The organism is Pseudomonas sp. RGM2987, from assembly GCF_022952855.1.
Classification (GTDB): Bacteria; Pseudomonadota; Gammaproteobacteria; order Pseudomonadales; family Pseudomonadaceae; genus Aquipseudomonas.
Genome location: NZ_JALJDX010000216.1, coordinates 42,548 through 65,663, shown reverse-complemented (window position 1 = coordinate 65,663; position 23,116 = coordinate 42,548). Strand labels below are relative to the sequence as shown.

At 61.2% G+C, this 23,116-nt stretch carries 25 protein-coding genes and 1 tRNA gene; 24 read left to right on the top strand and 2 right to left on the bottom strand.

From position 1 onward, the window contains the following. Positions 1 to 230: 230 nt before the first annotated feature. A tRNA-Leu gene (locus RGM2987_RS22160) sits at positions 231 to 315 on the bottom strand. A 108-nt stretch (positions 316 to 423) separates the two neighbouring features. Between RGM2987_RS22160 and queA the strand changes: the two genes are divergently transcribed. The 6 genes from queA (at position 424) to RGM2987_RS22130 (ending at position 6,509) form a co-directional block, all read left to right on the top strand. Beyond that, positions 424 to 1,473, top strand: coding sequence for a tRNA preQ1(34) S-adenosylmethionine ribosyltransferase-isomerase QueA (gene queA / locus RGM2987_RS22155; protein WP_245144946.1), 1,050 nt, complete (start codon positions 424 to 426; stop codon positions 1,471 to 1,473). Positions 1,474 to 1,487: 14 nt separating this feature from the next. Next, a complete protein-coding gene (gene tgt / locus RGM2987_RS22150; RefSeq protein ID WP_245145019.1) occupies positions 1,488 to 2,603 on the top strand; it encodes a tRNA guanosine(34) transglycosylase Tgt in 1,116 nt (371 codons plus the stop codon). Positions 2,604 to 2,646: 43 nt separating this feature from the next. Next, the gene (gene yajC / locus RGM2987_RS22145) at positions 2,647 to 2,985 is read left to right on the top strand and encodes a preprotein translocase subunit YajC (protein ID WP_003197982.1); all 339 of its coding nucleotides are present in this window, start codon (positions 2,647 to 2,649) and stop codon (positions 2,983 to 2,985) included. A gap of 65 nt (positions 2,986 to 3,050) precedes the next feature. After that, positions 3,051 to 4,919, top strand: coding sequence for a protein translocase subunit SecD (gene secD, locus RGM2987_RS22140; protein WP_245144945.1), 1,869 nt, complete (start codon positions 3,051 to 3,053; stop codon positions 4,917 to 4,919). A 9-nt stretch (positions 4,920 to 4,928) separates the two neighbouring features. Further along, entirely contained in the window at positions 4,929 to 5,843 is a 915-nt protein-coding gene (gene secF / locus RGM2987_RS22135) for a protein translocase subunit SecF (protein ID WP_245144944.1), read from the top strand. A gap of 117 nt (positions 5,844 to 5,960) precedes the next feature. Beyond that, positions 5,961 to 6,509, top strand: a complete 549-nt coding sequence (locus RGM2987_RS22130) for a glycine zipper 2TM domain-containing protein (RefSeq protein ID WP_042728003.1) — start codon at positions 5,961 to 5,963, stop codon at positions 6,507 to 6,509. 506 nt (positions 6,510 to 7,015) lie between these two features. Here the strand turns inward: RGM2987_RS22130 and suhB are convergent. Beyond that, a complete protein-coding gene (suhB, locus tag RGM2987_RS22125; protein WP_003185165.1) occupies positions 7,016 to 7,834 on the bottom strand; it encodes an inositol-phosphate phosphatase in 819 nt (272 codons plus the stop codon). A 144-nt stretch (positions 7,835 to 7,978) separates the two neighbouring features. Here suhB and trmJ point away from each other — a divergent pair, with 144 nt between their 5' ends. From trmJ to bamB, 18 genes are all read left to right on the top strand, one after another. After that, positions 7,979 to 8,749 carry a tRNA (cytosine(32)/uridine(32)-2'-O)-methyltransferase TrmJ gene (gene trmJ / locus RGM2987_RS22120; protein WP_245144943.1) on the top strand — a complete coding sequence of 257 codons (771 nt, stop codon included), beginning with the start codon at positions 7,979 to 7,981 and terminating at the stop codon, positions 8,747 to 8,749. Between the two features lies 1 nt (position 8,750). Next, positions 8,751 to 9,527, top strand: coding sequence for a serine O-acetyltransferase (gene cysE, locus RGM2987_RS22115; RefSeq protein ID WP_245144942.1), 777 nt, complete (start codon positions 8,751 to 8,753; stop codon positions 9,525 to 9,527). A 268-nt stretch (positions 9,528 to 9,795) separates the two neighbouring features. Further along, positions 9,796 to 10,287: a Fe-S cluster assembly transcriptional regulator IscR gene (iscR, locus tag RGM2987_RS22110; protein WP_245144941.1), complete on the top strand. Its 492-nt coding sequence runs from the start codon at positions 9,796 to 9,798 to the stop codon at positions 10,285 to 10,287. A gap of 50 nt (positions 10,288 to 10,337) precedes the next feature. Further along, a complete protein-coding gene (locus RGM2987_RS22105; RefSeq protein WP_030139598.1) occupies positions 10,338 to 11,552 on the top strand; it encodes an IscS subfamily cysteine desulfurase in 1,215 nt (404 codons plus the stop codon). A gap of 43 nt (positions 11,553 to 11,595) precedes the next feature. Next, positions 11,596 to 11,982 (top strand): Fe-S cluster assembly scaffold IscU, encoded by a 387-nt coding sequence (iscU, locus tag RGM2987_RS22100; protein ID WP_003185157.1) that lies wholly within the window; start codon positions 11,596 to 11,598, stop codon positions 11,980 to 11,982. Positions 11,983 to 12,006: 24 nt separating this feature from the next. Continuing rightward, entirely contained in the window at positions 12,007 to 12,330 is a 324-nt protein-coding gene (gene iscA, locus RGM2987_RS22095; protein ID WP_030139597.1) for an iron-sulfur cluster assembly protein IscA, read from the top strand. An 8-nt stretch (positions 12,331 to 12,338) separates the two neighbouring features. Continuing rightward, entirely contained in the window at positions 12,339 to 12,860 is a 522-nt protein-coding gene (gene hscB, locus RGM2987_RS22090; RefSeq protein ID WP_245144940.1) for a co-chaperone HscB, read from the top strand. Positions 12,861 to 12,910: 50 nt separating this feature from the next. After that, positions 12,911 to 14,773, top strand: a complete 1,863-nt coding sequence (hscA, locus tag RGM2987_RS22085) for a Fe-S protein assembly chaperone HscA (RefSeq protein ID WP_245144939.1) — start codon at positions 12,911 to 12,913, stop codon at positions 14,771 to 14,773. 3 nt (positions 14,774 to 14,776) lie between these two features. Then, positions 14,777 to 15,118 carry an ISC system 2Fe-2S type ferredoxin gene (gene fdx / locus RGM2987_RS22080; RefSeq protein WP_214380818.1) on the top strand — a complete coding sequence of 114 codons (342 nt, stop codon included), beginning with the start codon at positions 14,777 to 14,779 and terminating at the stop codon, positions 15,116 to 15,118. A gap of 13 nt (positions 15,119 to 15,131) precedes the next feature. Further along, positions 15,132 to 15,332: a Fe-S cluster assembly protein IscX gene (iscX, locus tag RGM2987_RS22075; RefSeq protein ID WP_245144938.1), complete on the top strand. Its 201-nt coding sequence runs from the start codon at positions 15,132 to 15,134 to the stop codon at positions 15,330 to 15,332. Positions 15,333 to 15,420: 88 nt separating this feature from the next. Further along, positions 15,421 to 15,846 carry a nucleoside-diphosphate kinase gene (gene ndk, locus RGM2987_RS22070; RefSeq protein ID WP_245144937.1) on the top strand — a complete coding sequence of 142 codons (426 nt, stop codon included), beginning with the start codon at positions 15,421 to 15,423 and terminating at the stop codon, positions 15,844 to 15,846. 28 nt (positions 15,847 to 15,874) lie between these two features. Then, positions 15,875 to 17,020 (top strand): 23S rRNA (adenine(2503)-C(2))-methyltransferase RlmN, encoded by a 1,146-nt coding sequence (rlmN, locus tag RGM2987_RS22065; protein WP_245144936.1) that lies wholly within the window; start codon positions 15,875 to 15,877, stop codon positions 17,018 to 17,020. 12 nt (positions 17,021 to 17,032) lie between these two features. Further along, positions 17,033 to 17,794, top strand: a complete 762-nt coding sequence (gene pilW / locus RGM2987_RS22060; protein WP_245144935.1) for a type IV pilus biogenesis/stability protein PilW — start codon at positions 17,033 to 17,035, stop codon at positions 17,792 to 17,794. Further along, entirely contained in the window at positions 17,791 to 18,810 is a 1,020-nt protein-coding gene (locus RGM2987_RS22055) for a RodZ domain-containing protein (RefSeq protein WP_245144934.1), read from the top strand. The genes pilW and RGM2987_RS22055 overlap by 4 nt, the downstream gene beginning before the upstream one ends. 3 nt (positions 18,811 to 18,813) lie before the next feature. Then, positions 18,814 to 19,923, top strand: coding sequence for a flavodoxin-dependent (E)-4-hydroxy-3-methylbut-2-enyl-diphosphate synthase (gene ispG / locus RGM2987_RS22050; RefSeq protein ID WP_245144933.1), 1,110 nt, complete (start codon positions 18,814 to 18,816; stop codon positions 19,921 to 19,923). A 22-nt stretch (positions 19,924 to 19,945) separates the two neighbouring features. Continuing rightward, positions 19,946 to 21,235, top strand: coding sequence for a histidine--tRNA ligase (gene hisS / locus RGM2987_RS22045; protein ID WP_245144932.1), 1,290 nt, complete (start codon positions 19,946 to 19,948; stop codon positions 21,233 to 21,235). A gap of 40 nt (positions 21,236 to 21,275) precedes the next feature. Next, positions 21,276 to 21,917: a tetratricopeptide repeat protein gene (locus tag RGM2987_RS22040; protein ID WP_245144931.1), complete on the top strand. Its 642-nt coding sequence runs from the start codon at positions 21,276 to 21,278 to the stop codon at positions 21,915 to 21,917. Further along, complete coding sequence (gene bamB, locus RGM2987_RS22035) at positions 21,910 to 23,061, top strand: outer membrane protein assembly factor BamB (RefSeq protein ID WP_245144930.1); 1,152 nt, start codon at positions 21,910 to 21,912, stop codon at positions 23,059 to 23,061. Before RGM2987_RS22040 ends, bamB begins: the two co-directional genes overlap by 8 nt. Positions 23,062 to 23,116: the final 55 nt, after the last annotated feature.

Genomic DNA, 23,116 nt, shown 5'->3' with positions numbered 1-23,116 from the left:
CTCGCCACGGTTTCTCACTAGCCACAGGTTTTCACTAGCGGCAGGTTCTCACTAGCCACGGATTCTTCCTTGTCACGGGTTCGGTATTTGGGGCCGCTTCGCGGCCCAGCGGGGATGAATCCCCTCGCCACAAAGGGGTTGGGGATTGGCTGAGATTTGCTTGGGTCATGGCCAATCACTTTCCTGCGGGCGAAAAAAAAGGCCTTGCAAAGCAAGACCTTTCTTAATTTTGGTGCCCCGAGGGAGACTCGAACTCCCACTCCTTTCGAAAACGGATTTTGAATCCGCCGCGTCTACCAATTCCGCCATCAGGGCTCAATGGCGGCGAAGTATAGAGAGGTGACTACCGTTGGTCAATCACGTTTCATGGTCAATTTTTGATATTTCCGCTAGACTTTCCGGCCCTGCTAGACGAACCCCATCATGCGTGTTGCTGACTTTACCTTCGAACTCCCTGATTCGCTGATCGCTCGCCACCCTCTGGCGGAGCGTCGCGCCAGTCGACTGTTGACCCTGGACGGGGTCAGCGGTGCCATGGCTCACCGTCAATTCACTGATTTGCTTGAGCATTTGCGCCCGGGCGATTTGATGGTGTTCAACAATACCCGGGTGATTCCGGCGCGGTTGTTTGGCCAGAAGGCCTCCGGCGGCAAGCTGGAGATTCTGGTGGAGCGGGTGCTGGACAGTCATCGCGTGCTGGCCCATGTGCGCTCCAGCAAGTCGCCCAAGCCGGGTTCGTCGATCTTGATCGACGGCGGGGGCGAGGCGGTGATGGTGGCGCGGCATGATGCGTTGTTTGAGCTGAAGTTTGCCGAGGAAGTATTGCCGCTGCTCGACCGCGTCGGGCACATGCCGTTGCCTCCTTATATAGATCGCCCGGACGAAGGTTCGGACCGCGAGCGTTACCAGACCGTGTACGCCGAGCGCCTGGGGGCGGTGGCGGCGCCGACGGCGGGGCTGCATTTCGATCAGCCGTTGCTGGAGGCGATTGCCGCCAAGGGCGTCGAGACCACCTTCGTGACGCTGCACGTCGGCGCCGGGACGTTCCAGCCGGTGCGGGTCGAGCGCATCGAAGACCACCACATGCACAGCGAATGGCTGGAAGTCAGCCAGGAAGTGGTCGATGCGGTGGCGGCCTGTCGCGCCCGCGGTGGTCGCGTGGTGGCGGTGGGGACCACCAGCGTACGTTCCCTGGAAAGCGCCGCCCGTGACGGCGTGCTCAAGCCGTTCAGTGGCGACACCGATATCTTCATTTACCCGGGCCGGCCGTTTCATGTAGTCGATGCCCTGGTCACCAATTTCCATTTGCCTGAATCCACGCTGTTGATGCTGGTTTCGGCGTTCGCCGGTTATCCCGAAGCCATGGCCGCCTACAAGGCCGCCGTCGAGCATGGATACCGCTTTTTCAGCTACGGTGATGCGATGTTCATCACCCGTAACCCCGCGCCACGCGGACCCGAGGAAACAGTATGAGTCGCACCTGTCGCATGTCCTTCGAGTTGCTCGCCACCGATGGCAAGGCTCGTCGCGGTCGTCTGACCTTCCCGCGCGGTACGGTGGAAACCCCTGCGTTCATGCCGGTGGGCACTTACGGTACGGTCAAGGGCATGCTGCCACGGGACATCGAGGCCATCGGCGCGGAAATCATCCTGGGCAACACCTTCCACTTGTGGCTGCGTCCGGGCATGGAAGTGATCAAGGCCCACGGCGACCTGCACGATTTCATGCAGTGGAAAGGCCCGATTCTGACCGACTCCGGCGGCTTCCAGGTGTTCAGCCTGGGCGCCATGCGCAAGATCAAGGAGGAGGGCGTGACCTTCGCCTCGCCGGTGGACGGCTCCAAGGTGTTCATGGGCCCGGAAGAGTCGATGCAGGTCCAGCGCGACCTGGGCTCGGACATCGTGATGATCTTCGACGAATGCACGCCGTACCCGGCCGATGAAGACGTGGCGCGGGTGTCCATGGAGCTGTCGTTGCGCTGGGCCCAGCGCTCGAAGAACGCTCATGGCGACAACACCGCCGCGCTGTTCGGCATCGTCCAGGGTGGCATGCACCAGGACCTGCGCATGCGCTCGCTCGAAGGCCTGGACAAGATCGGCTTCGACGGCCTGGCGATTGGCGGCCTGTCGGTGGGCGAGCCCAAGCACGAAATGATCAAGGTGCTGGATTATCTGCCGGGCCAGATGCCCGCTGACAAACCTCGTTACCTTATGGGCGTTGGCAAACCGGAAGATCTGGTTGAGGGTGTGCGCCGCGGGGTGGACATGTTCGATTGCGTGATGCCAACCCGTAATGCCCGCAATGGGCATCTGTTTATCGACACGGGTGTGCTGAAGATCCGTAACGCGTTCCATCGCCATGATGATTCGCCGCTGGATCCGACCTGCGACTGCTACACGTGCCAGAACTTCTCCCGCGCTTATCTGCATCATTTGGACAAGTGCGGCGAAATGCTCGGTAGCATGTTGAATACGATCCACAATTTGCGTCATTACCAGGTACTTATGGCTGGTTTGCGCGAGGCTATTCAACAGGGTACATTGGCCGCCTTCGTCGAGGCCTTCTATGCCAAGCGCGGGTTGCCTGTACCGCCCTTGGACTGAGTTTTCCGATCCTAAGATTCAATACTTGCAACTGGAGTGCTAAATGAGCTTTTTTATCTCTAACGCCATGGCTGACGCGGCTGCACCTGCTGCTGCCGGCCCTATGGGTGGCGGTTTCGAGTGGATTTTCCTGGTCGGCTTCCTGGTCATCTTCTACCTGATGATCTGGCGTCCACAGGCCAAGCGCGCCAAAGAGCAGAAGAACCTGCTGAGCAACCTGCAGAAGGGCGACGAAGTGGTCACCACCGGCGGCATCGCTGGCAAGATCACCAAAGTGGCGGACGATTTCGTGGTTCTGGAAGTGTCCGACACTGTTGAAATGAAGTTCCAGAAGGGCGCTATCGCGGCCACGCTGCCAAAGGGCACGCTGAAAGCGATCTAAGGTTTTCAACTTCTCTTCAATCGACGGGGCGCGCAAGGCGCCCCGCGTCATAAGCGGGCGGCGTGATGCTGAACAAATACCCTCTGTGGAAATATGTACTGATCCTGGCGGTGCTGGCGGTCGGTCTGATTTATTCCGCTCCCAATCTCTACCCGGATGACCCGGCCATCCAGGTCAGTGGCGCAAGCACTGCCTTGCAGGTCACCCAGGCGGATCTGGACCGTGCGAGCGCTGCGCTCAAGGCTTCCGGAATCGAAGTCAAGGCGGCGTCCATCGCCGAAAACGGCAAGGGCGGCCTGTTGCGCCTGGTCAAGGCTGAAGACCAACTGCCGGCCAAGGACGTGGTACGCAAGGCCATGGGCGACGATTACGTTGTAGCCTTGAACCTGGCCCAGACCACCCCGCAATGGCTGCGCAAATTCGGCGCGCACCCGATGAAACTCGGCCTGGATTTGTCCGGTGGTGTGCACTTCCTGTTGGAAGTGGACATGGACAAAGCCCTCGACGCGCGCATGAAAGTCTACGAAGGCGACGTCAAGAGCCTGTTGCGCAAAGAGCGCGTGCGCTACCGCAGCCTGCCGGCCTTCAACGGTGCCATTCAGCTGGGCTTCAGCGATGAAGATACCCGCGAGCAGGCCCGTGCACTGATCCGCAAGACCTTCAACGATTTCGACATCGTGCCGGCCGACCTCAATGGTCAGGCGGTGCTGCGTCTGGCGATGACCCCGGCCAAGCTGGCGGAAATCCGCGAATACTCCATCAAGCAGAACTTGACCACGGTCCGTAACCGCGTCAACGAGCTGGGTGTGGCCGAGCCGATCGTGCAGCGCCAGGGCGCCAACCGCATCGTGGTCGAGCTGCCGGGCGTGCAAGACACCGCCGAAGCCAAGCGTATCCTCGGCAAGACCGCCAACCTGGAGTTCCGCCTCGCGGCCGAACCGGGGGCTTCCAAGGCGACTTCCGAGAGCTTCGAGTTCCGTGAGGGCAATCGTCCGGCGGCGCAGATCGAGCGTGGCCTGATCATCACCGGTGACCAGGTCACCGACGCCCAGGCGAGCTTCGACGAGCACGGTCGTCCACAGGTGAACATCCACCTCGACGGTCACGGCGGCGAACTGATGAGCCGCGCTACGCGCAGCAACGTCGGTCGCAGCATGGCGGTGATCTTCATCGAGCAGAAGCCGACCACCACCTACACCAGGCAAGTGGTCAACGGCGTCGAGAAAGACGTGCCGGTGCAGACCTTCAAGGAGGAGAAGAAGATCATCAGTCTGGCGACCATCCAGTCGCCACTGGGCAGCCAGTTCCGCATCACCGGCCTGAACGGTCAGGGCGAATCTTCCGAGCTGGCCCTGCTGCTGCGTGCCGGTGGTCTGGCCGCACCGATGTACTTCGCTGAAGAGCGCACCATCGGCCCGAGCCTGGGTGCCGACAACATCACCAAGGGCATCGACGCTTCGCTGTGGGGCATGCTGTTCGTGTCGCTGTTCATCATCGCCATCTATCGCTTCTTCGGCGTCATCGCCACCGTCGCGCTGGCGGTGAACATGGTGATGCTGCTGGCGCTTATGTCGCTGCTGGGGGCCACGCTGACCCTGCCGGGTATCGCCGGTATCGTATTGACCATGGGTATGGCGGTGGACGCCAACGTGCTGATCTTCTCGCGGATCCGTGAAGAGATCGCCGCGGGCATGTCGATCCAGCGGGCAATCAACGAAGGCTTCGGCCGGGCATTCACCGCGATTCTCGACGCCAACCTGACCACGTTGCTGGTCGGCGGGATTCTCTTCGCCATGGGCACCGGCCCGGTGAAGGGCTTCGCAGTGACCATGTCCCTCGGGATCTTTACCTCGATGTTCACGGCCATCATGGTGACCCGCGCAATGGTCAACCTGATCTTTGGCGGTCGTGACTTCAAGAAGTTGTGGATTTAAGGGGCTGCCATGTTACGTACAATCAACTTCATGGGCGTTCGCAACGTTGCGTTCGGCGTCACATTGTTCCTTACCGTACTGGCGTTGTTCAGCTGGTTCCACAAGGGCCTGAACTACGGCCTGGACTTCACCGGCGGTACGCTCATCGAGCTGACCTACGAGCGTCCGGCCGACGTCACCAAGGTGCGTGAGCAACTGGCGACGTCCGGTTATCACGAGGCCATCGTGCAGAGCTTCGGTGCAACCACCGACCTGCTGGTGCGCATGCCGGGCGAAGACCCGCAACTGGGTCACCAGGTTGCCGAGGCCTTGCAGAAAGCCGGTGGCGACAACCCGGCGCAGGTCAAGCGCGTCGAGTTCGTCGGCCCGCAAGTGGGTGAAGAGCTGCGCGACCAGGGTGGCCTCGGCATGCTCATGGCGCTGGGCGGCATCCTGATCTACCTGGCTTTTCGCTTCCAGTGGAAGTTCGCGGTGGGTGCGATTGTCTCGCTGATCCACGACGTGATCGTGACCGTGGGTATCCTGTCGTTCTTCCAGATCACCTTCGACCTGACGGTGTTGGCGGCGGTGCTGGCCATCATCGGCTACTCGCTCAACGACACCATCGTCGTATTCGACCGGGTGCGTGAGAACTTCCGGGTGCTGCGCAAGGCTTCGTTGATCGAGAACATCAACATCTCGACCACCCAGACCCTGCTGCGGACCATGGCGACATCGATCTCCACCTTGCTGGCGATTGCTGCGCTGCTGTTCTTTGGCGGCGACAACCTGTTTGGTTTCTCCATCGCGCTGTTCGTCGGTGTGTTGGCGGGTACCTACTCGTCGATCTACATCGCCAACGTGGTGCTGATCTGGCTAAACCTGAGCACCGAGGATCTGATTCCTTCAGCGGCCACCGAAACCCAGGTGGACGACCGTCCGTAAGGTTAGGCTTCCCGCCCGTCACCCCTCGAAAGGCGCGAGTTGAACTCGCGCCTTTTTTTATGCTCCAAGGCTGGGAGAAGCGCGGATTATTCCGCTTGTGATGGCCAGGAGGTTCAAGTGAACAAATCGATGCTGGTTGGTGCGGTATTGGGTGCTGTCGGTGTAACTGCCGGTGGTGCGGTCGCCACCTACAGCTTGGTGAAAAGTGGTCCTGAGTATGCGCAAGTGTTGGCTGTGGAACCGGTCAAGACACAAATCAAGACCCCGCGTGAAGTGTGCAAGGATGTCACCGTGACCCGGCAGAAACCGGTCCAGGATCAACACCAGATCGCCGGCACCGTGATCGGCGCCTTGGCGGGTGGCCTGCTCGGTAACCAGGTCGGCGGCGGCACTGGCAAGAAAATCGCCACAGTGGCCGGTGCGGCCGGTGGTGGTTATGCAGGTAACAAGATTCAGGAAGGCATGCAGGAACGCGACACCTACACCACCACCCAAACTCGCTGCAACACCGTCAACGACATCAGCGACAAGGTGGTTGGCTACGACGTACGCTACATGCTCGACGGCAAAGAAGGCAAAGTCCGCATGGACCGCGACCCGGGCAACCAGATCCCGGTGAGCAAGGAAGGCCAACTGATCCTGGGCCAGAACGAACCGGCGCAGTGATCCCCGCGATATGAAAAAGCACCCTCAGGGGTGCTTTTTTTATACCTGGATTCCTGCACTCACCACTAAACCCCTGTGGGAGCGAGCCTGCTCGCGACAGCGGTGGGGTCAACTTGCATCAATACTGAATGTGCCACCGAATCGCGAGTACGCTCGCCCCCACAGGGGAGGCTTGGTGGACATAAATCTTGTGTCCGTCCCAAGTTTTCTGTGGGAGCGGGCTTGCTCGCGAATGCGGACTGACATTCAAAATACATATCGACTGACCCACCGCTTTCGCGAGCAAGCCCGCTCCCACGCTGGATCTTCAACACCCACAAATGCCATGCCCAACCCAAGCCCCCTGTGGGAGCGAGCTTGCTCGCGATAGCGGTGAATCAGCTTGCACCAATGTTGGATGTGCCATCGAATCGCGAGCAGGCTCGCTCCCACGGGGTTGGTGGTTGGCTACAAAATCCGGGCACAAAAAAAGCACCCCGAAAGGTGCTTTTCCCATAACCGGGCGCTTAGCGCTTCAGCGAAGCCGGCAGGTGTGGCTGGATGGCGGTCAGCACAGCCTTGAAGCATTTGGTGTTGCCGGCAACGATATGACCCTTCTCAAGGAAGTCATGGCCGCCAGTGAAGTCGCTGACCAGGCCGCCGGCTTCCTGGATCAGCAAGGCGCCTGCGGCCATGTCCCATTCGGACAGGCCCGACTCCCAGAACGCATCGAAACGACCCGCCGCCACATAAGCCAGGTCCAGGCTCGCAGCGCCGGCGCGGCGGATGCCGGCGGTCTGGCCGACCAGGGCGCGGAACATGCCCAGGTAGTTGTCCAGGTTGTCCATCTGGTCGTCACGGAACGGGAAGCCGGTACCCAGCAGGGCGCCGTCCAGGCTGGTGCGGCCGCTGACGCGCAGGCGACGACCGTTCAGTTGGGCGCCACGGCCACGGCTGGCGGTGAATTCTTCCTGGCGAACCGGGTCCAGCACGACGGCATGTTCCAGGCGACCACGGTATTTGCAGGCGATGCTGACAGCGAAGTGAGGGATGCCGCGCAGGAAGTTGGTGGTGCCGTCCAGTGGATCGATGATCCACAGGTACTCTTCGCCTTCGATGCCAGTGCCGGCGTGCATGCCGGTCTCTTCACCGAGGATGGAGTGGTTCGGGTAAGCCTTGCGCAGGGCGTCGACGATTTTCTGTTCGGCGGCGCGATCGACCTCGGACACGTAGTCCTTGGCGTCTTTTTCATCGACCTTGATGGTATCCAGGCGCTCGATGGAGCGGAAGATCAGTTCACTGGCGCTGCGGGCGGCGCGCAGCGCGATATTCAGCATGGGCTGCATGGATGTGTCACCTAAGGTTGTTAAAGAAAGCCGCGTATTCTATCAGAAAGTTTTCACAGGAGAAGGTTGCTGTTCGCTTTCATAGCTTAACGGTAGGTGCTTATGTAAGATTTGCTCCCTTTATCGTGTTCGAGAGCGCCTCCCTTGTTGCAGAACATTCGTGTCGTCCTGGTCAATACCAGCCATCCGGGTAACATCGGCGGAGCTGCGCGGGCCATGAAGAACATGGGCCTGTCGCGCCTGGTGCTGGTCGAGCCGCGGCTGTTCCCTCATCACGAAGCCGACGCCCGGGCGTCCGGCGCCGGTGACATCCTGGCCAACGCGCAAGTCGTCGCGACCCTGGAAGACGCCTTGGTGGGCTGCAATCTGGTGCTCGGCACCAGCGCCCGCGACCGTCGTATTCCCTGGCCGTTGCTCGATCCCCGCGAATGCGGGACCAAAGTGGTCGAGGAAGCCGCGCAAGGTTCTGAAATCGCCCTGGTGTTCGGTCGTGAAGACTCCGGCCTGACCAATGAAGAGCTGCACCGATGTCACTTTCACGTGCATATCCCCTCCGACCCCGGGTTCAGCTCCTTGAACCTCGGGGCCGCGGTGCAGGTGTTGAGCTATGAAGTGCGCATGGCCTGGCTGGCTGCCGAAGGCAAGCCTAGCAAGGTCGAAAAAACCGAGGTGACGTCGCCGCGCAGTGAGACACTGGCGACCATGGACGAGCTGGAACGATACTTTGAACACCTGGAGCAGACCCTGGTGGACATCGAGTTCCTGGACCCGGAGAAACCGCGACACTTGATGGCGCGCCTGCGTCGGTTGTACGGACGAAGCTCGGTCAGCCGGGCGGAGATGAATATATTGCGCGGCATCCTCACGGAAACCCAGAAAGCGGCCCGTGGCGAGCTGATTAAGCGGAAGAAATAAAATGTTCGAACGTTTGCGTGAAGATATCCAAAGCGTTTTCCATCGTGACCCGGCGGCGCGCAATGCCTTTGAAGTGCTGACCTGCTACCCGGGGATGCACGCCATCTGGATCCATCGCCTGTCCGGCGCCTTGTGGAACATGGGCTGGAAATGGCTGGCGCGTCTGGTCTCGAACTTCGGCCGCTGGCTGACCGGGATCGAGATCCATCCGGGCGCCAAGGTCGGCCGCCGGTTCTTCATCGATCACGGCATGGGTATCGTCATCGGTGAAACCGCCGAGATCGGCGACGACGTGACGCTGTACCAGGGCGTGACCCTTGGCGGCACCAGTTGGAACAAGGGCAAGCGCCACCCGACGCTGGAAGATGGTGTGGTGGTGGGTGCGGGCGCCAAGGTGCTCGGGCCGTTCACGGTCGGGGCGGGGGCGAAAGTCGGCTCCAACGCCGTGGTTACCAAGGCTGTGCCGCCGGGCGCGACGGTGGTCGGCATTCCTGGGCGGATCATCGTCAAGTCCGATGACGAGCAGGACGCCCGCCGCAAGGCCATGGCCGAGAAGATCGGCTTCGATGCCTACGGTGTCGGCGAAGACATGCCCGACCCGGTGGCCCGCGCCATCAATCAGCTGCTCGATCACCTGCAAGCCGTCGATGGACGCCTGGAGGGGATGTGCGGTGCCCTGAAAGACCTGGGCAGTAATTACTGCGCCAAGGAACTGCCTGAACTGCGCGAAGAGGATTTTGCGTGTGTGAAGGATAAAGATCAGAGTCAAGCCAGCTAGACCGAGCTGGCTTCTTCGCGAGCAAGCCCGCTCCCACATTTTGATCCCCTTAATGCGCCGATTGTGTGTGCACCGGTGATCCAATGTGGGAGCGGGCTTGCTCGCGAAGAACGATAACGCAGTATCACTGGTCCTGCCCGCCAAGCCTTTGCTATCATGCGCCCGCTCTTTCGCGGGTAAACCCGAGTAACCCACTAGGTCTTATACTTGACTTAAATACTCGGGAATTGCATACTCGCCCCCATTCCGAACTCCGTGGTAATTGTCCATGCGACTGACTACAAAAGGCCGATACGCCGTGACCGCGATGCTGGATCTGGCATTGCACGCGCAGCACGGGCCGGTGTCCCTGGCCGATATCTCCGAGCGCCAGGGCATTTCCCTGTCTTATCTCGAGCAACTGTTCGCCAAGCTGCGCCGCAGCAACCTGGTTTCCAGTGTCCGCGGTCCCGGCGGCGGCTATCAGCTGTCCCGTAACATGCAGGGCATCCAGGTCGCCCAGGTGATCGATGCGGTGAACGAATCGGTCGATGCGACCAAATGCCAGGGCCTTGGCGACTGCCATGGCGGCGATACTTGCCTGACCCACCACTTGTGGTGCGACCTGAGCTTGCAGATCCACGAATTTCTAAGCGGTATCAGCTTGGCTGACCTTGTCACCCGCCGTGAGGTGCAAGAAGTAGCCCAGCGTCAGGACCAGCGCCGTTGCAATGGCAAGGCGCCGCACCTGGACAAGATTGAAGCGTCCGCCGTCGAATGACCGCCGCAGAGCAAGCGGAACGCCAGCCAGCCTGATTTAGGAGAGAGTCCATGAAATTGCCGATTTACCTTGATTACTCTGCGACCACCCCGGTTGATCCGCGTGTTGCGCAAAAAATGAGTGAGTGCCTGCTGGTCGACGGAAACTTCGGTAACCCGGCGTCCCGCTCCCACGTGTTCGGCTGGAAGGCCGAAGAGTCGGTCGAGAATGCCCGTCGCCAAGTGGCTGACCTGGTCAACGCCGACCCACGTGAAATCGTCTGGACCTCCGGTGCCACCGAGTCCGACAACCTGGCCATCAAGGGTGTCGCGCATTTCTACCACACCAAGGGCAAGCACCTGATCACCTCCAAGATCGAGCACAAAGCGGTCCTGGACACCACGCGCCAACTGGAGCGTGAAGGCTTCGAAGTCACCTACATCGAGCCGGGTGAAGACGGCCTGATCACCCCGGCCATGGTTGAAGCCGCCCTGCGCGATGACACCATCCTGGTTTCGATCATGCACGTGAACAACGAAATCGGCACCGTCAACGACATCGCGGCCATCGGCGAACTGACCCGCTCCAAGGGCGTGTTGTTCCATGTCGACGCGGCCCAGTCCACCGGCAAGGTCGACATCGACCTGTCCAAGCTCAAAGTCGACCTGATGTCGTTCTCCGCCCACAAGACCTATGGCCCGAAAGGCATCGGCGCGCTGTACGTGAGCCGCAAGCCACGTGTTCGCCTTGAAGCGACCATGCACGGCGGCGGTCACGAGCGCGGCATGCGTTCCGGCACCCTGGCGACCCACCAGATCGTCGGCATGGGCGAAGCGTTCCGTGTTGCCAAGGAAGACATGGCCGCCGAGAACGTGCGCATCAAGGCCCTGAGCGACCGGTTCTTCAAGCAGGTCGAGCACCTGGAAGAACTCTACGTCAACGGCAGCATGACCGCCCGCGTCCCGCACAACCTGAACCTGAGCTTCAACTACGTTGAAGGCGAGTCGCTGATCATGGCGCTCAAGGATCTGGCCGTGTCGTCCGGTTCGGCGTGCACCTCGGCGTCGCTTGAGCCTTCGTACGTACTGCGCGCCCTGGGCCGCAACGACGAACTGGCCCATAGCTCGATCCGCTTCACCTTCGGCCGCTTCACCACCGAAGAGGAAATCGATTACGCCGCGCAGAAAGTCTGCGAGGCCGTGACCAAGCTGCGCGCTCTGTCGCCGCTCTGGGACATGTACAAAGACGGCGTCGACATCTCGAAGATCGAGTGGGCGGCGCACTGAAGAAGTCGCCACCAGAGCGACTCACTGATGAGGATTGAAGCAAATGGCATATAGCGAAAAGGTCATCGACCACTACGAGAACCCGCGCAACGTCGGCAAGATGGACGCGCAGGATCCTGATGTCGGCACCGGCATGGTCGGCGCCCCGGCGTGCGGCGACGTGATGCGCCTGCAGATCAAGGTCAACGAGCAAGGCATTATCGAAGATGCCAAGTTCAAGACCTACGGCTGCGGCTCGGCCATCGCGTCCAGCTCCCTGGCTACCGAGTGGATGAAAGGCAAGACCCTCGATGAAGCCGAAACCATCAAGAACACCCAGCTGGCCGAAGAACTGGCCCTGCCGCCAGTGAAGATCCACTGCTCGGTACTCGCCGAAGACGCCATCAAGGCCGCCGTTCGCGATTACAAGCAGAAGAAAGGCTTGATCTGATCCGCGCACCGGTAAGGAGTTTGCATGGCTATCCAGATGACAGAAGCGGCAGCTAAACATGTGCAGCGGTCCCTCGCGGGCCGCGGCAAGGGCGAGGGTATCCGCCTGGGTGTTCGCACCACGGGCTGCTCTGGCCTTGCCTACGTGCTGGAGTTCGTCGACGAAGTGGGAGAGGACGATCAGGTATTCGAGAGTCATGGTCAGAAAGTGATCATCGACCCGAAAAGCCTGACGTACCTGGACGGCACTGAGCTGGATTTCGTCAAGGAAGGGTTGAACGAAGGCTTCAAGTTCAACAACCCCAACGTGCGCGGTGAATGTGGCTGCGGCGAAAGCTTCAACATCTGAGGCGGCTCGTGGGTACTCCTTGTCATTTTGCGTTATTCCAGTTGCAGCCTGCTTTCCAGCTGGATCTCGATCAGTTGTCCGCGCGATACCTGGAACTGGCCCGTGGTGTTCATCCGGACCGTTTCGCTGATGCCTCCGAGGCCGAGCAGCGGCGGGCGCTGGAGCAGTCGGCGAACCTCAATGAGGCCTACCAGACGCTCAAGCACCCGGCCAAGCGCGCGCGATACCTGCTCGCCATCAGCGGCCACGAGCTGCCCCTGGAAGTCACCGTCCACGATCCCGAGTTTCTCTTGCAGCAGATGCAATGGCGCGAAGAACTCGAAGACCTGCAGGACAGTGCCGACCTGGCCGGTGTTGCCGCCTTCAAGCGCCGCCTGAAAGACGCCCAGCAGCAACTGAACGACAGCTTCGCAGCCTGTTGGAACGATGCCGCGCAACGCGAACAGGCTGAACGCCTGATGCGGCGCATGCAGTTCCTCGACAAGCTCACTTACGAAGTGCGCCAGCTCGAAGAGCGCCTCGACGATTAACCCAGTGCCGCTCCGGTCGCACGCCTGATTACAGATAAGACCTGATTACGATGGCCCTACTGCAGATCGCCGAACCCGGCCAAAGTCCACAACCCCACCAGCGTCGCCTGGCGGTGGGAATCGACTTGGGTACTACCAATTCCCTGGTCGCTGCCTTGCGCAGCGGTCTCTCCGAACCGCTGGCCGATGAGCAGGGGCGGGTGATCCTGCCGTCTGCCGTGCGCTACCACGCCGACCGCGTCGAAGTTGGCGAGTCGGCCAAGCTGGCCGCCGCCACCGATCCGCTGAACACCATTGTCTCGGTCAAGCGCTTGATGGGTCGTGGTCTGTCCGACGTCAAGCAATTGGGCGACCAGCTGCCGTACCGCTTCGTCGGTGGCGAATCCCACATGCCGTTCATCGAGACCGTACAGGGCCCGAAAAGCCCGGTGGAAGTCTCCGCGGACATCCTCAAGGTGCTGCGCCAGCGCGCCGAGGCCGCATTGGGTGGTGAGCTGGTGGGTGCGGTCATCACCGTCCCGGCCTATTTCGACGACGCCCAGCGCCAAGCCACCAAGGACGCGGCCAAGCTGGCCGGCCTGAACGTGCTGCGTTTGCTCAACGAGCCGACCGCTGCGGCGGTGGCCTACGGTCTGGACCAGCACGCCGAAGGCCTGGTCGCCATCTATGACCTGGGCGGTGGCACCTTCGATATTTCTATCCTGCGCCTGACCGGCGGGGTTTTTGAGGTCCTGGCCACCGGCGGCGACAGCGCCCTGGGCGGTGACGACTTCGACCACGCCATCGCCGGCTGGATCATCGAGCAAGCGGGCCTGTCCGCTGACCTCGATCCGGGCGCACAACGCCATCTGCTGCAAACCGCCTGCGCCGCCAAGGAAGCTTTGACCGATGCGGCGAGCGTTGAAGTGGTCTACGGCGAATGGAAAGCCTCGCTGAGCCGTGAAGCCTTCGATGCACTGATCGAGCCGATGGTCGCCCGCAGCCTCAAGGCCTGCCGCCGCGCCGTGCGTGATTCCGGTGTGGAGCTCGAAGACGTCAAGGCCGTGGTCATGGTCGGCGGTTCGACCCGCGTGCCTCGGGTTCGCGAAGCCGTGGCCGAGGCCTTCGGTCGCCAACCGCTGACCGAAATCGACCCGGACCAGGTGGTCGCCATTGGCGCCGCGATCCAGGCCGATACCCTGGCCGGCAACAAGCGCGACGGCGGCGAATTGTTGTTGCTCGACGTGATTCCGTTGTCCCTGGGCCTGGAAACCATGGGTGGCTTGATGGAGAAGGTGATCCCGCGCAACACCACGATCCCCGTTGCCCGTGCCCAGGATTTCACTACTTATAAAGACGGCCAGTCGGCCATGATGATTCACGTGCTGCAAGGCGAGCGTGAACTGATCAGCGACTGCCGTTCCCTGGCGCGTTTCGAATTGCGCGGCATTCCGGCGATGGTCGCCGGTGCGGCGAAGATCCGCGTGACCTTTCAGGTCGATGCCGATGGTTTGCTCAATGTTTCCGCCCGCGAACTGGCTTCCGGCGTCGAGGCGAGCATTCAGGTCAAGCCATCCTACGGCCTGACCGACGGCGAGATTGCCCGGATGCTCAAGGATTCCTTCCAGTATGCCGGCGATGACAAGGTGGCCCGCGTCTTGCGCGAGCAGCAGGTCGACGCCCAGCGCCTGATCGAGGCCGTGCAGGGTGCCCTGGAGGCCGACGGCGACCGTCTGCTGGACGCCGAAGAGCGGATGGTCATCGAAATGCAGGTGCAGGAATTGTCCGAACTGATCAAAGGCACCGATGGCTATGCCATCGAGCAGCAGACCAAGCGTCTGTCCAGCGTCACCGATGCCTTTGCCGCCCGCCGCCTGGATTCAACGGTCAAAGCCGCCCTGGCGGGGCGTAACCTGAATGAAATCGAGGAGTAATTGATGCCGCAGGTGATTTTTTTGCCCCACGAGAAGTTCTGCCCCGAGGGCATGGTAGTGGAGGCTGAGCCTGGGACGTCTATCCTTGAGCTGGCCCACGAGCACCATATCGAGATGGAAAGCGCCTGTGGCGGTGTCTGCGCCTGCACGACCTGCCATTGCATCATTCGTGAGGGCTTCGATTCGCTGGAAGAAGCGGACGAACTGGAAGAAGATTTCCTCGATCGTGCCTGGGGACTTGAGGCGCAATCGCGCCTGGGTTGCCAGGCTATCGTCGGTACGGAAGACCTGACCGTCGAAATCCCGAAATATTCGCTTAACCATGCGGCCGAAGCGCCGCACTGATGGTGACACTGTCATGAGCTATGGTTGGAATGATGTACAACGCATCGCTGAGGAATTGGCCGAAGCGAAGCCGGACGTGAACCCGATGGCTGTCAATTTCGTCGATCTGCAGCGTTGGATCATGGAGCTTCCTGACTTCGACAGTACCGCTGGCCGTTGTGGCGAGAAGGTCCTTGAGGCGGTCCAGCAGCTCTGGATCGAGGAAATCGACTGATCGACCTTGCAGGTTAGGCAATACCCCTGAACCCGCGTATAATTCGCGGGTTTAATTTTTCACACATTACCGATTCTGGAGCTACACCATGGCTGTTCAACGTACTTTCTCCATCATCAAGCCTGACGCCGTTGCTAAAAACGTGATCGGCAAGATCGTTTCCCGTTTCGAAGACGCTGGCCTGCGCGTTGTAGCTTCGAAAATGAAGCAACTGTCCAAGGCCGAAGCCGAAGGCTTCTACGCTGAGCACAGCGAGCGCGGCTTCTTCGGTGAGCTGGTTGCGTTCATGACTTCCGGTCCGGTTGTCGTTCAGGTGCTGGAAGGCGAAAACGCCATCGCTCGCAACCGTGAGCTGATGGGCGCTACCAACCCTAAAGAAGCGGCTGCCGGTACCATCCGTGCTGACTTCGCCGAGTCCATCGACGCCAACGCCGTCCACGGTTCGGACTCCGAAGCCGCTGCTGCTCGCGAAATCGCTTACTTCTTCGCAGCTACTGAAGTAACCACTCGCTAAGCATTGGCTTGAGAGTGAAGGTGAATCCATGACGACATCGACTGTTAAAACCAACCTGCTGGGGCTGACCCAACAGGAAATGGAAAAATTCTTCGACTCAATCGGGGAGAAGCGTTTCCGTGCCGGCCAGGTGATGAAATGGATTCACCACTTTGGCGTCGACGATTTCGACGCCATGACGAATGTCGGCAAGGCCTTGCGTGAAAAACTCAAGGCAGTTGCCGAGATTCGCGGCCCCGAAGTGGTCAGCCAGGACATTTCCAGCGACGGCACCCGCAAGTGGGTGGTGCGCGTGGCGTCCGGCAGCTGCGTCGAGACCGTGTACATTCCCCAGGGCAAACGCGGCACCTTGTGCGTTTCGTCCCAGGCAGGCTGTGCCCTGGATTGCAGTTTCTGCTCCACCGGCAAGCAAGGCTTCAACAGCAACCTCACCGCCGCCGAAGTGATCGGCCAGGTGTGGATTGCCAATAAATCCTTTGGCAGCGTCCCGGCAACCGTCGACCGTGCCATCACCAACGTGGTGATGATGGGCATGGGTGAGCCGCTGCTGAACTTCGACAACGTCGTTTCCGCCATGCACCTGATGATGGACGACCTGGGCTATGGCATTTCCAAGCGCCGGGTGACCTTGTCTACCTCTGGCGTGGTGCCGATGATCGATGAGCTGGCCAAGCACATCGATGTCTCCCTGGCGTTGTCGCTGCACGCACCCAATGACGCATTGCGTAACCAACTGGTGCCGATCAACAAGAAATACCCGCTCAAGATGCTGCTGGAGTCATGCCAGCGCTACATGTCGGCCTTGGGCGAAAAGCGCGTGCTGACCATCGAGTACACCCTGCTCAAGGATGTGAACGACAAGGTCGAGCACGCGGTCGAGATGATCGAGCTGCTAAAGAACATCCCGTGCAAGATCAACCTGATCCCGTTCAACCCGTTTCCGCATTCGGGCTACGAGCGTCCGAGCAACAATGCGATCCGGCGCTTCCAGGATCAGCTTCACCACGCTGGCTTCAATGTCACCGTGCGCACCACCCGTGGCGAAGACATCGATGCCGCGTGTGGCCAATTGGTAGGGCAGGTGTTGGACCGCACCCGTCGCAGCGAACGCTACATTGCCGTGCGCGAATTGAACGCCGCCGACGATGTCGTGAACGCGGCGAACCGTCACTAAGAGAGGATCTCTATGTCCCTGCGCTTCGCGCTCGTTTTGCTGTTGGCCGGTCTGTGCACCGGTTGTGTCCTGTCGGGCGACTACAACCCGATGAGAACCAGCAAGGGGCGCGACGAGGCACGTGCGGCCTATGTGCAACTGGGGATCGGCTACTTGCAACAGGGCATGACCGAACGGGCCAAGGTGCCGCTCAAGAAAGCCCTGGAGCTCGACGATTCAGACGCCGATGCCAATGCGGCCCTGGCCCTGGTGTTCCAGGCCGAGCTGGAGCCGGAGCTGGCCGACCAGCATTTTCGCAAGGCATTGTCGGCCCGTCCGCAGGACGCTCGGATCCTGAACAACTACGGCAGCTTTCTATACGAGCAGAAGCGTTACAAGGATGCCTACGAGCGCTTCGAACAGGCCGCTGCCGACACCCTTTATCCGGAGCGTTCGCGGGTCTTCGAGAACCTCGGCATGACCGCCGCCCAGCTCGGCCAGCGCGACCTGGCCCGCCAGCAGCTGGAAAAGGCCCTGCGGCTCAACCGCCAGCAGCCACGGGCGTTGCTGGAAATGGCTGAGTTGTCTTACGAAGACAGGCATTATGTGCCCGCGCGCGACTACTACGAGCGGTTTAGCCTGCTCAGCGAGCAAAATGCACGTAGTCTATTGCTCGGCGTCCGGCTGGCTCATGTGTTTGAAGACCGTGACAAAGCCGCAAGCTACGGCCTGCAACTAAAAAGACTCTATCCCGGTACGCCGGAATATCAGCAATACCTGTCGGAGCAAAGATGAAAGCGGCGCATCCCGAAGTTGTAGCAGCCACTCGCGTAAACCCTGGTGAGACCCTGCGTCAGGCCCGTGAAAGCAATGGTTGGTCGCTGGCCCAGGTGGCCGTCAAGCTCAATCTCACCGTGACTTCGCTGAGCAATCTGGAAGCGGGCGCGTTCGACAAGCTGCCGGGGCATACCTTTGCTCGCGGCTACATCCGCGCCTACGCCAAGCTGCTCGACATGGACCAGACCGTGCTGGTCCAGCAATTCGACCAATACACCGGTTCCGATGCCCAGGGCAGCAGCGTGCACAGCCTGGGTCGTATCGAAGAGCCGGTTCGCGTTTCCCACACCATCCTGCGGCTGGTCAGCCTGTTGCTGCTGATCGGCGTGATTGGCGGCGGTTTCGTCTGGTGGCAGGATCAGACTGCCCTGCGCACCAAGGAACCGGTGGCCCTGGCTCCTGAGCACGTGGAAGTGGAGGGCGCCGACGGCACCACCCGGATCCATCCGCTGGACGAGCCGGAAGACCAGGCCGTGCTGGAAGGCCAGGCCGAGGGCGAAACCGCGCTCGCGCTGCCGCAGGGCCAGGAAGGCACCGAAGCCGGTGCCGAGCCAAGCGCGCCTGCCACTGCGCCAGCCACACCGACCGCTCCCGCGCCGGCCACCAGCGCACCAGTGGCCCCGGCGCCCGCTGTTCCTGCCACCCATGCGCCGACCGTAGCGACTCCGGCTGCTCCAACTGCCGCGCCGGCTGCACCAGTGGCTCCAGTGGTACCCGCAGCACCGGCAGCAGGTGAAGGCCAGGTACAGATTCAGTTCATTGCCGATTGCTGGACGCAGATCACCGACGGCAATGGCAAAGTCTTGTTCAGCGGCCTCAAGCGCAAGGGCGACAGCACCTCCATCAATGGCAAACCACCGTTTGCCGTGCGCCTGGGCTATGCCCGTGGCGCGCAGGTCAGCTACAACGGCCAGCCGGTCGACGTGGCTCCGTTCACCAGTGGCGAGACCGCTCGCCTGAAGTTGGGTCAATAAGTCATGCACGGCGAATCTCCAATCAAACGTCGCGAATCGCGCAAGATCTGGGTCGGTAACGTGCCCGTAGGCGGCGATGCGCCTATCGCTGTGCAGAGCATGACCAACAGCGATACCAACGATGTGGCCGCTACCGTGGCCCAGATCAACCGCCTGGAAGCCGCCGGTGTCGACATCGTGCGGGTCTCGGTGCCGGATATGGACGCCGCCGAGGCGTTCGGCAAGATCAAACAGTTGGTCAAGGTGCCGCTGGTAGCCGACATTCACTTCGACTACCGCATTGCCCTGCGCGTGGCCGAGCTGGGTGTGGATTGCCTGCGCATCAACCCGGGCAACATCGGTCGCGAGGACCGCGTGCGCGCGGTGGTGGATGCCGCCCGCGACCGTGGCATTCCGATCCGCATCGGCGTGAACGCCGGTTCCCTGGAAAAAGACCTGCAAAAGAAATATGGCGAACCGACCCCGGCGGCGCTGGTAGAGTCGGCGCTGCGCCATGTCGAGCACCTCGAACGCTTGAATTTCCAGGACTTCAAGGTCAGCGTGAAGGCCTCCGACGTGTTCATGGCCGTCGAAGCCTACCGCCTGCTGGCCAAGGAAATCGTCCAGCCGCTGCACTTGGGTATCACCGAAGCCGGTGGGTTGCGCTCGGGTACGGTGAAATCCGCCGTCGGCCTCGGTATGCTGCTCGCCGAAGGGATTGGCGATACCATCCGCATCTCGTTGGCGGCGGACCCGGTCGAGGAAGTGAAAGTCGGCTACGACATCCTCAAGTCCCTGCATTTGCGGTCCCGTGGGATCAACTTCATTGCCTGCCCGAGCTGCTCGCGGCAGAACTTCGATGTAGTCAAGACCATGAACGAGCTGGAAGGGCGTCTCGAAGACCTGCTGGTGCCGCTGGATGTCGCGGTGATCGGTTGCGTGGTCAACGGGCCGGGCGAAGCCAAGGAGGCCCATATCGGCCTGACGGGCGGTACGCCGAACCTGATTTACATCGACGGCAAGCCGTCGCAGAAACTGACGAATGACAATCTGGTGGATGAGCTGGAACGGCTGATCCGCGAGAAGGCGGCCGAGAAGGTCGAAGCCGACGCAGCGCTTATCGCACGCGGCTGATCGAACGAATTAAGGAAATTTTGTGAGCAAGTCTCTGCAAGCCATTCGTGGCATGAACGACATCCTGCCCGAACAGACGCCCCTGTGGCGCTATTTCGAGGGCACCGTGGCGCGTCTGCTGGATAACTACGGTTACCGGCAGATCCGCATGCCGATCGTCGAGTTCACCGAGCTGTTCAAGCGCTCCATCGGTGAAGTGACCGACATCGTCGAAAAAGAGATGTACACCTTCGATGACCGTAACGGCGACTCCCTGACCCTGCGCCCCGAAGGCACGGCAGCCTGCGTGCGTGCGGTGCTGGAGCACGGCATCACCGGCGGCGGCCAGGTGCAGAAACTCTGGTACATCGGCCCGATGTTCCGCCACGAACGCCCGCAGAAAGGTCGTTATCGCCAGTTCCACCAGATCGGCCTGGAAGTGTTCAACCTCGACGGTCCGGACATCGACGCCGAGCTGATCGTCATGACCTGGCGCCTGTGGGGCGAGCTGGGCCTGCGTGACGCGGTGAAGCTTGAGCTCAACAGCCTGGGTACCAGCGAGTCCCGTGGTCGTTACCGTGAAGCGTTGGTGGAGTTTCTTTCCGCGCACCTGGACAAGCTCGACGAAGACAGCCAGCGCCGCCTGAAGACCAATCCTCTGCGGGTGCTCGACACCAAGAATGCCGACACCCAAGCGGTCCTGGTCGATGCTCCGAAAATGGCCGATTACCTCGACGACGAATCCCGTGCGCACTTCGAAGGGTTGAAGGCGCGCCTGGACGCCGTGGGCATTCCTTATGTGATCAACCCGAAGCTGGTCCGTGGCCTCGACTACTACAGCAAGACCGTCTTCGAATGGGTCACCGACAAGCTCGGCGCCCAAGGCACCGTGTGTGCCGGCGGCCGTTATGACGGGCTGGTGGAACAGATGGGCGGCAAGCCGACCCCGGGCGTGGGCTTTGCCATGGGCATCGAACGCCTGGTGCTGATGCTTGAGGCCCTGGACAAGGTGCCTGAAGAACTGGCCCGTCAGGTCGACGTCTACCTGTGCGCTTTCGGCGAGGCCGCCGAACTGGCCGCCCTGGCTTTGAGCGAGCGGGTTCGCGACCAGTTGCCCAACCTGCGCCTGCAGATCAATGCCGGCGCTGGCAGCTTCAAGAGCCAGTTCAAGAAAGCCGACAAGAGCGGTGCGCTGTATGCACTGATCCTGGGTGACGACGAACTGGCCCAACAAGTGGTAGGTTTCAAACCCCTGCGTGGCCAGGGCGAACAACAAAGTATTGCCTGGGATGCGCTTGCTGCACACCTGGCCACCTGCGTCGTGCAGGGTTGAAGCTGTCAAACAGCCGATTTAGCGATTAAGGAGTATTGGGGTGTCGAGTACCGAAGATGAACAGCTGGCGGATTTGAAGGACTGGTGGACGCGCAACGGCAAGCCGCTGGTCACTGGCGGCCTGTTGGCGCTGGTCATCGTGTTCGGCTGGCAGGCCTACCAGAAATACCAGAGCAATCAGTCGCAAGGCGCCTCGATGCTCTATCAACAGTTGCTGGAGACCACCCTGACCCCGGACGGCAAGCCTGACGCTGCCCGTGTGGCGGACCTGGCCGGCAAGCTGGACAAGGAATTCGGCGGCAGCGCCTACGCGCAGTACGGGCGCCTGTTCGTGGCCAAGGTGGCGGTAGACAACGGCAAGCTGGACGACGCGGCCACCGAGCTCAAGGGCATTGTCGACAAACCGGCCAACCGGACCCTGGGCGAAGTGGCGCGTCAGCGCCTGGCGCAGGTGCTGGCGGCGCAGAACAAGACCGAAGACGCACTGAAGCTGCTCGAAGGCGATGCCGACAAGGCATTCCTGGCGACCCGCGAAGAGCTCAAGGGCGACCTGCTGGTACAGCTGGGCCGTGCCGATGAGGCCCACGCGGCCTACCAAAAAGCCAAGGCTGCGCTGTCGGATGAAGCCGCAGTCGGTGGCCTGCAAATCAAGCTGGACGACCTGGCCAAAGGGGATGCGTGACGTGATCCGTTGGAAACATGCAGCATTGCTGGCCCTGGCCATTCTGGCCGCGGGTTGCAGCAGCAACAGCAAGAAAGAACTGCCTCCGGCCGAGCTGACCGACTTCAAAGAAGAAGTCGTGCTGCAGAAGCAATGGAGCCGTTCCATCGGCGACGGCCAGGGCGAAACCTACAACATGCTGGTGCCGGCCATCGACGGCGACACCATCTATGCCGGTGACGTCACCGGCGTGGTCATGGCGATGGATCGCAGCAATGGCGACGTGAAATGGAAGCAGGATCTCGAACTGCCAGTGTCCGGCGCCGTTGGCGTGGGTTACGGGCTGGTCATGATCGGCACGCTCAAGGGCGAGATCGTTGCCCTCGACGCCAGCAATGGCGAAGAGAAGTGGCGTTCCCGTGTGACCAGCGAAGTGCTCGCGCCACCGGCTACCAATGGTGACGTGGTCGTGGTCCAGACCCAGGACGACCGTCTGATCGGCCTGGATGCCGCCACCGGCAACCAGCGTTGGGTGTATGACAGCACCCCGGCGGTGCTGACCCTGCGTGGCACCAGCGCGCCAGTCGTGACCAACCGTCTCGCTGTAGCGGGTTTGTCCACCGGTAAAGTGGTCGCCCTGGATATTTCCAACGGCGTGCCGGTGTGGGAACAGCGCGTGGCGATCCCGCAAGGTCGTTCGGAGCTGGAGCGCGTGGTCGACATCGACGGTGGTCTGCTGCTGTCCGGCGGCACGCTGTACGTCGCCAGCTACCAGGGCCGTGTCGCGGCACTGGACCTGGAAAGCGGTCGCCCGCTGTGGCAACGCGATGCGTCCAGCTACGCCGGTGTCGCCCAGGGTTTCGGCAGCGTCTACGTGAGCCTGTCCTCGGGCACGGTCGAAGGCGTCGACGAGCGTTCCACCACCGCGTTGTGGAGCAACGATTCCCTGGCCCGTCGTCAACTGTCGGCCCCGGAAGTGTTCTCCAGCTACGTTGCAGTGGGTGACCTGGAAGGTTACCTGCACCTGCTCAGCCAAGTGGACGGTCGCTTCGTCGGCCGCGAGCGTATCGACAGCGACGGCCTGCGTGCCCGACCGCTGGTGGCGGGCAACATGATCTATGTGTATGGCAATAGCGGCAAACTGGAAGCCCTGACCATCAAGTAAGACTATGCTTGGGGCTAGACCCCAAGCGGCCTGCCTTTGTAGGGCAGTCTCCGAG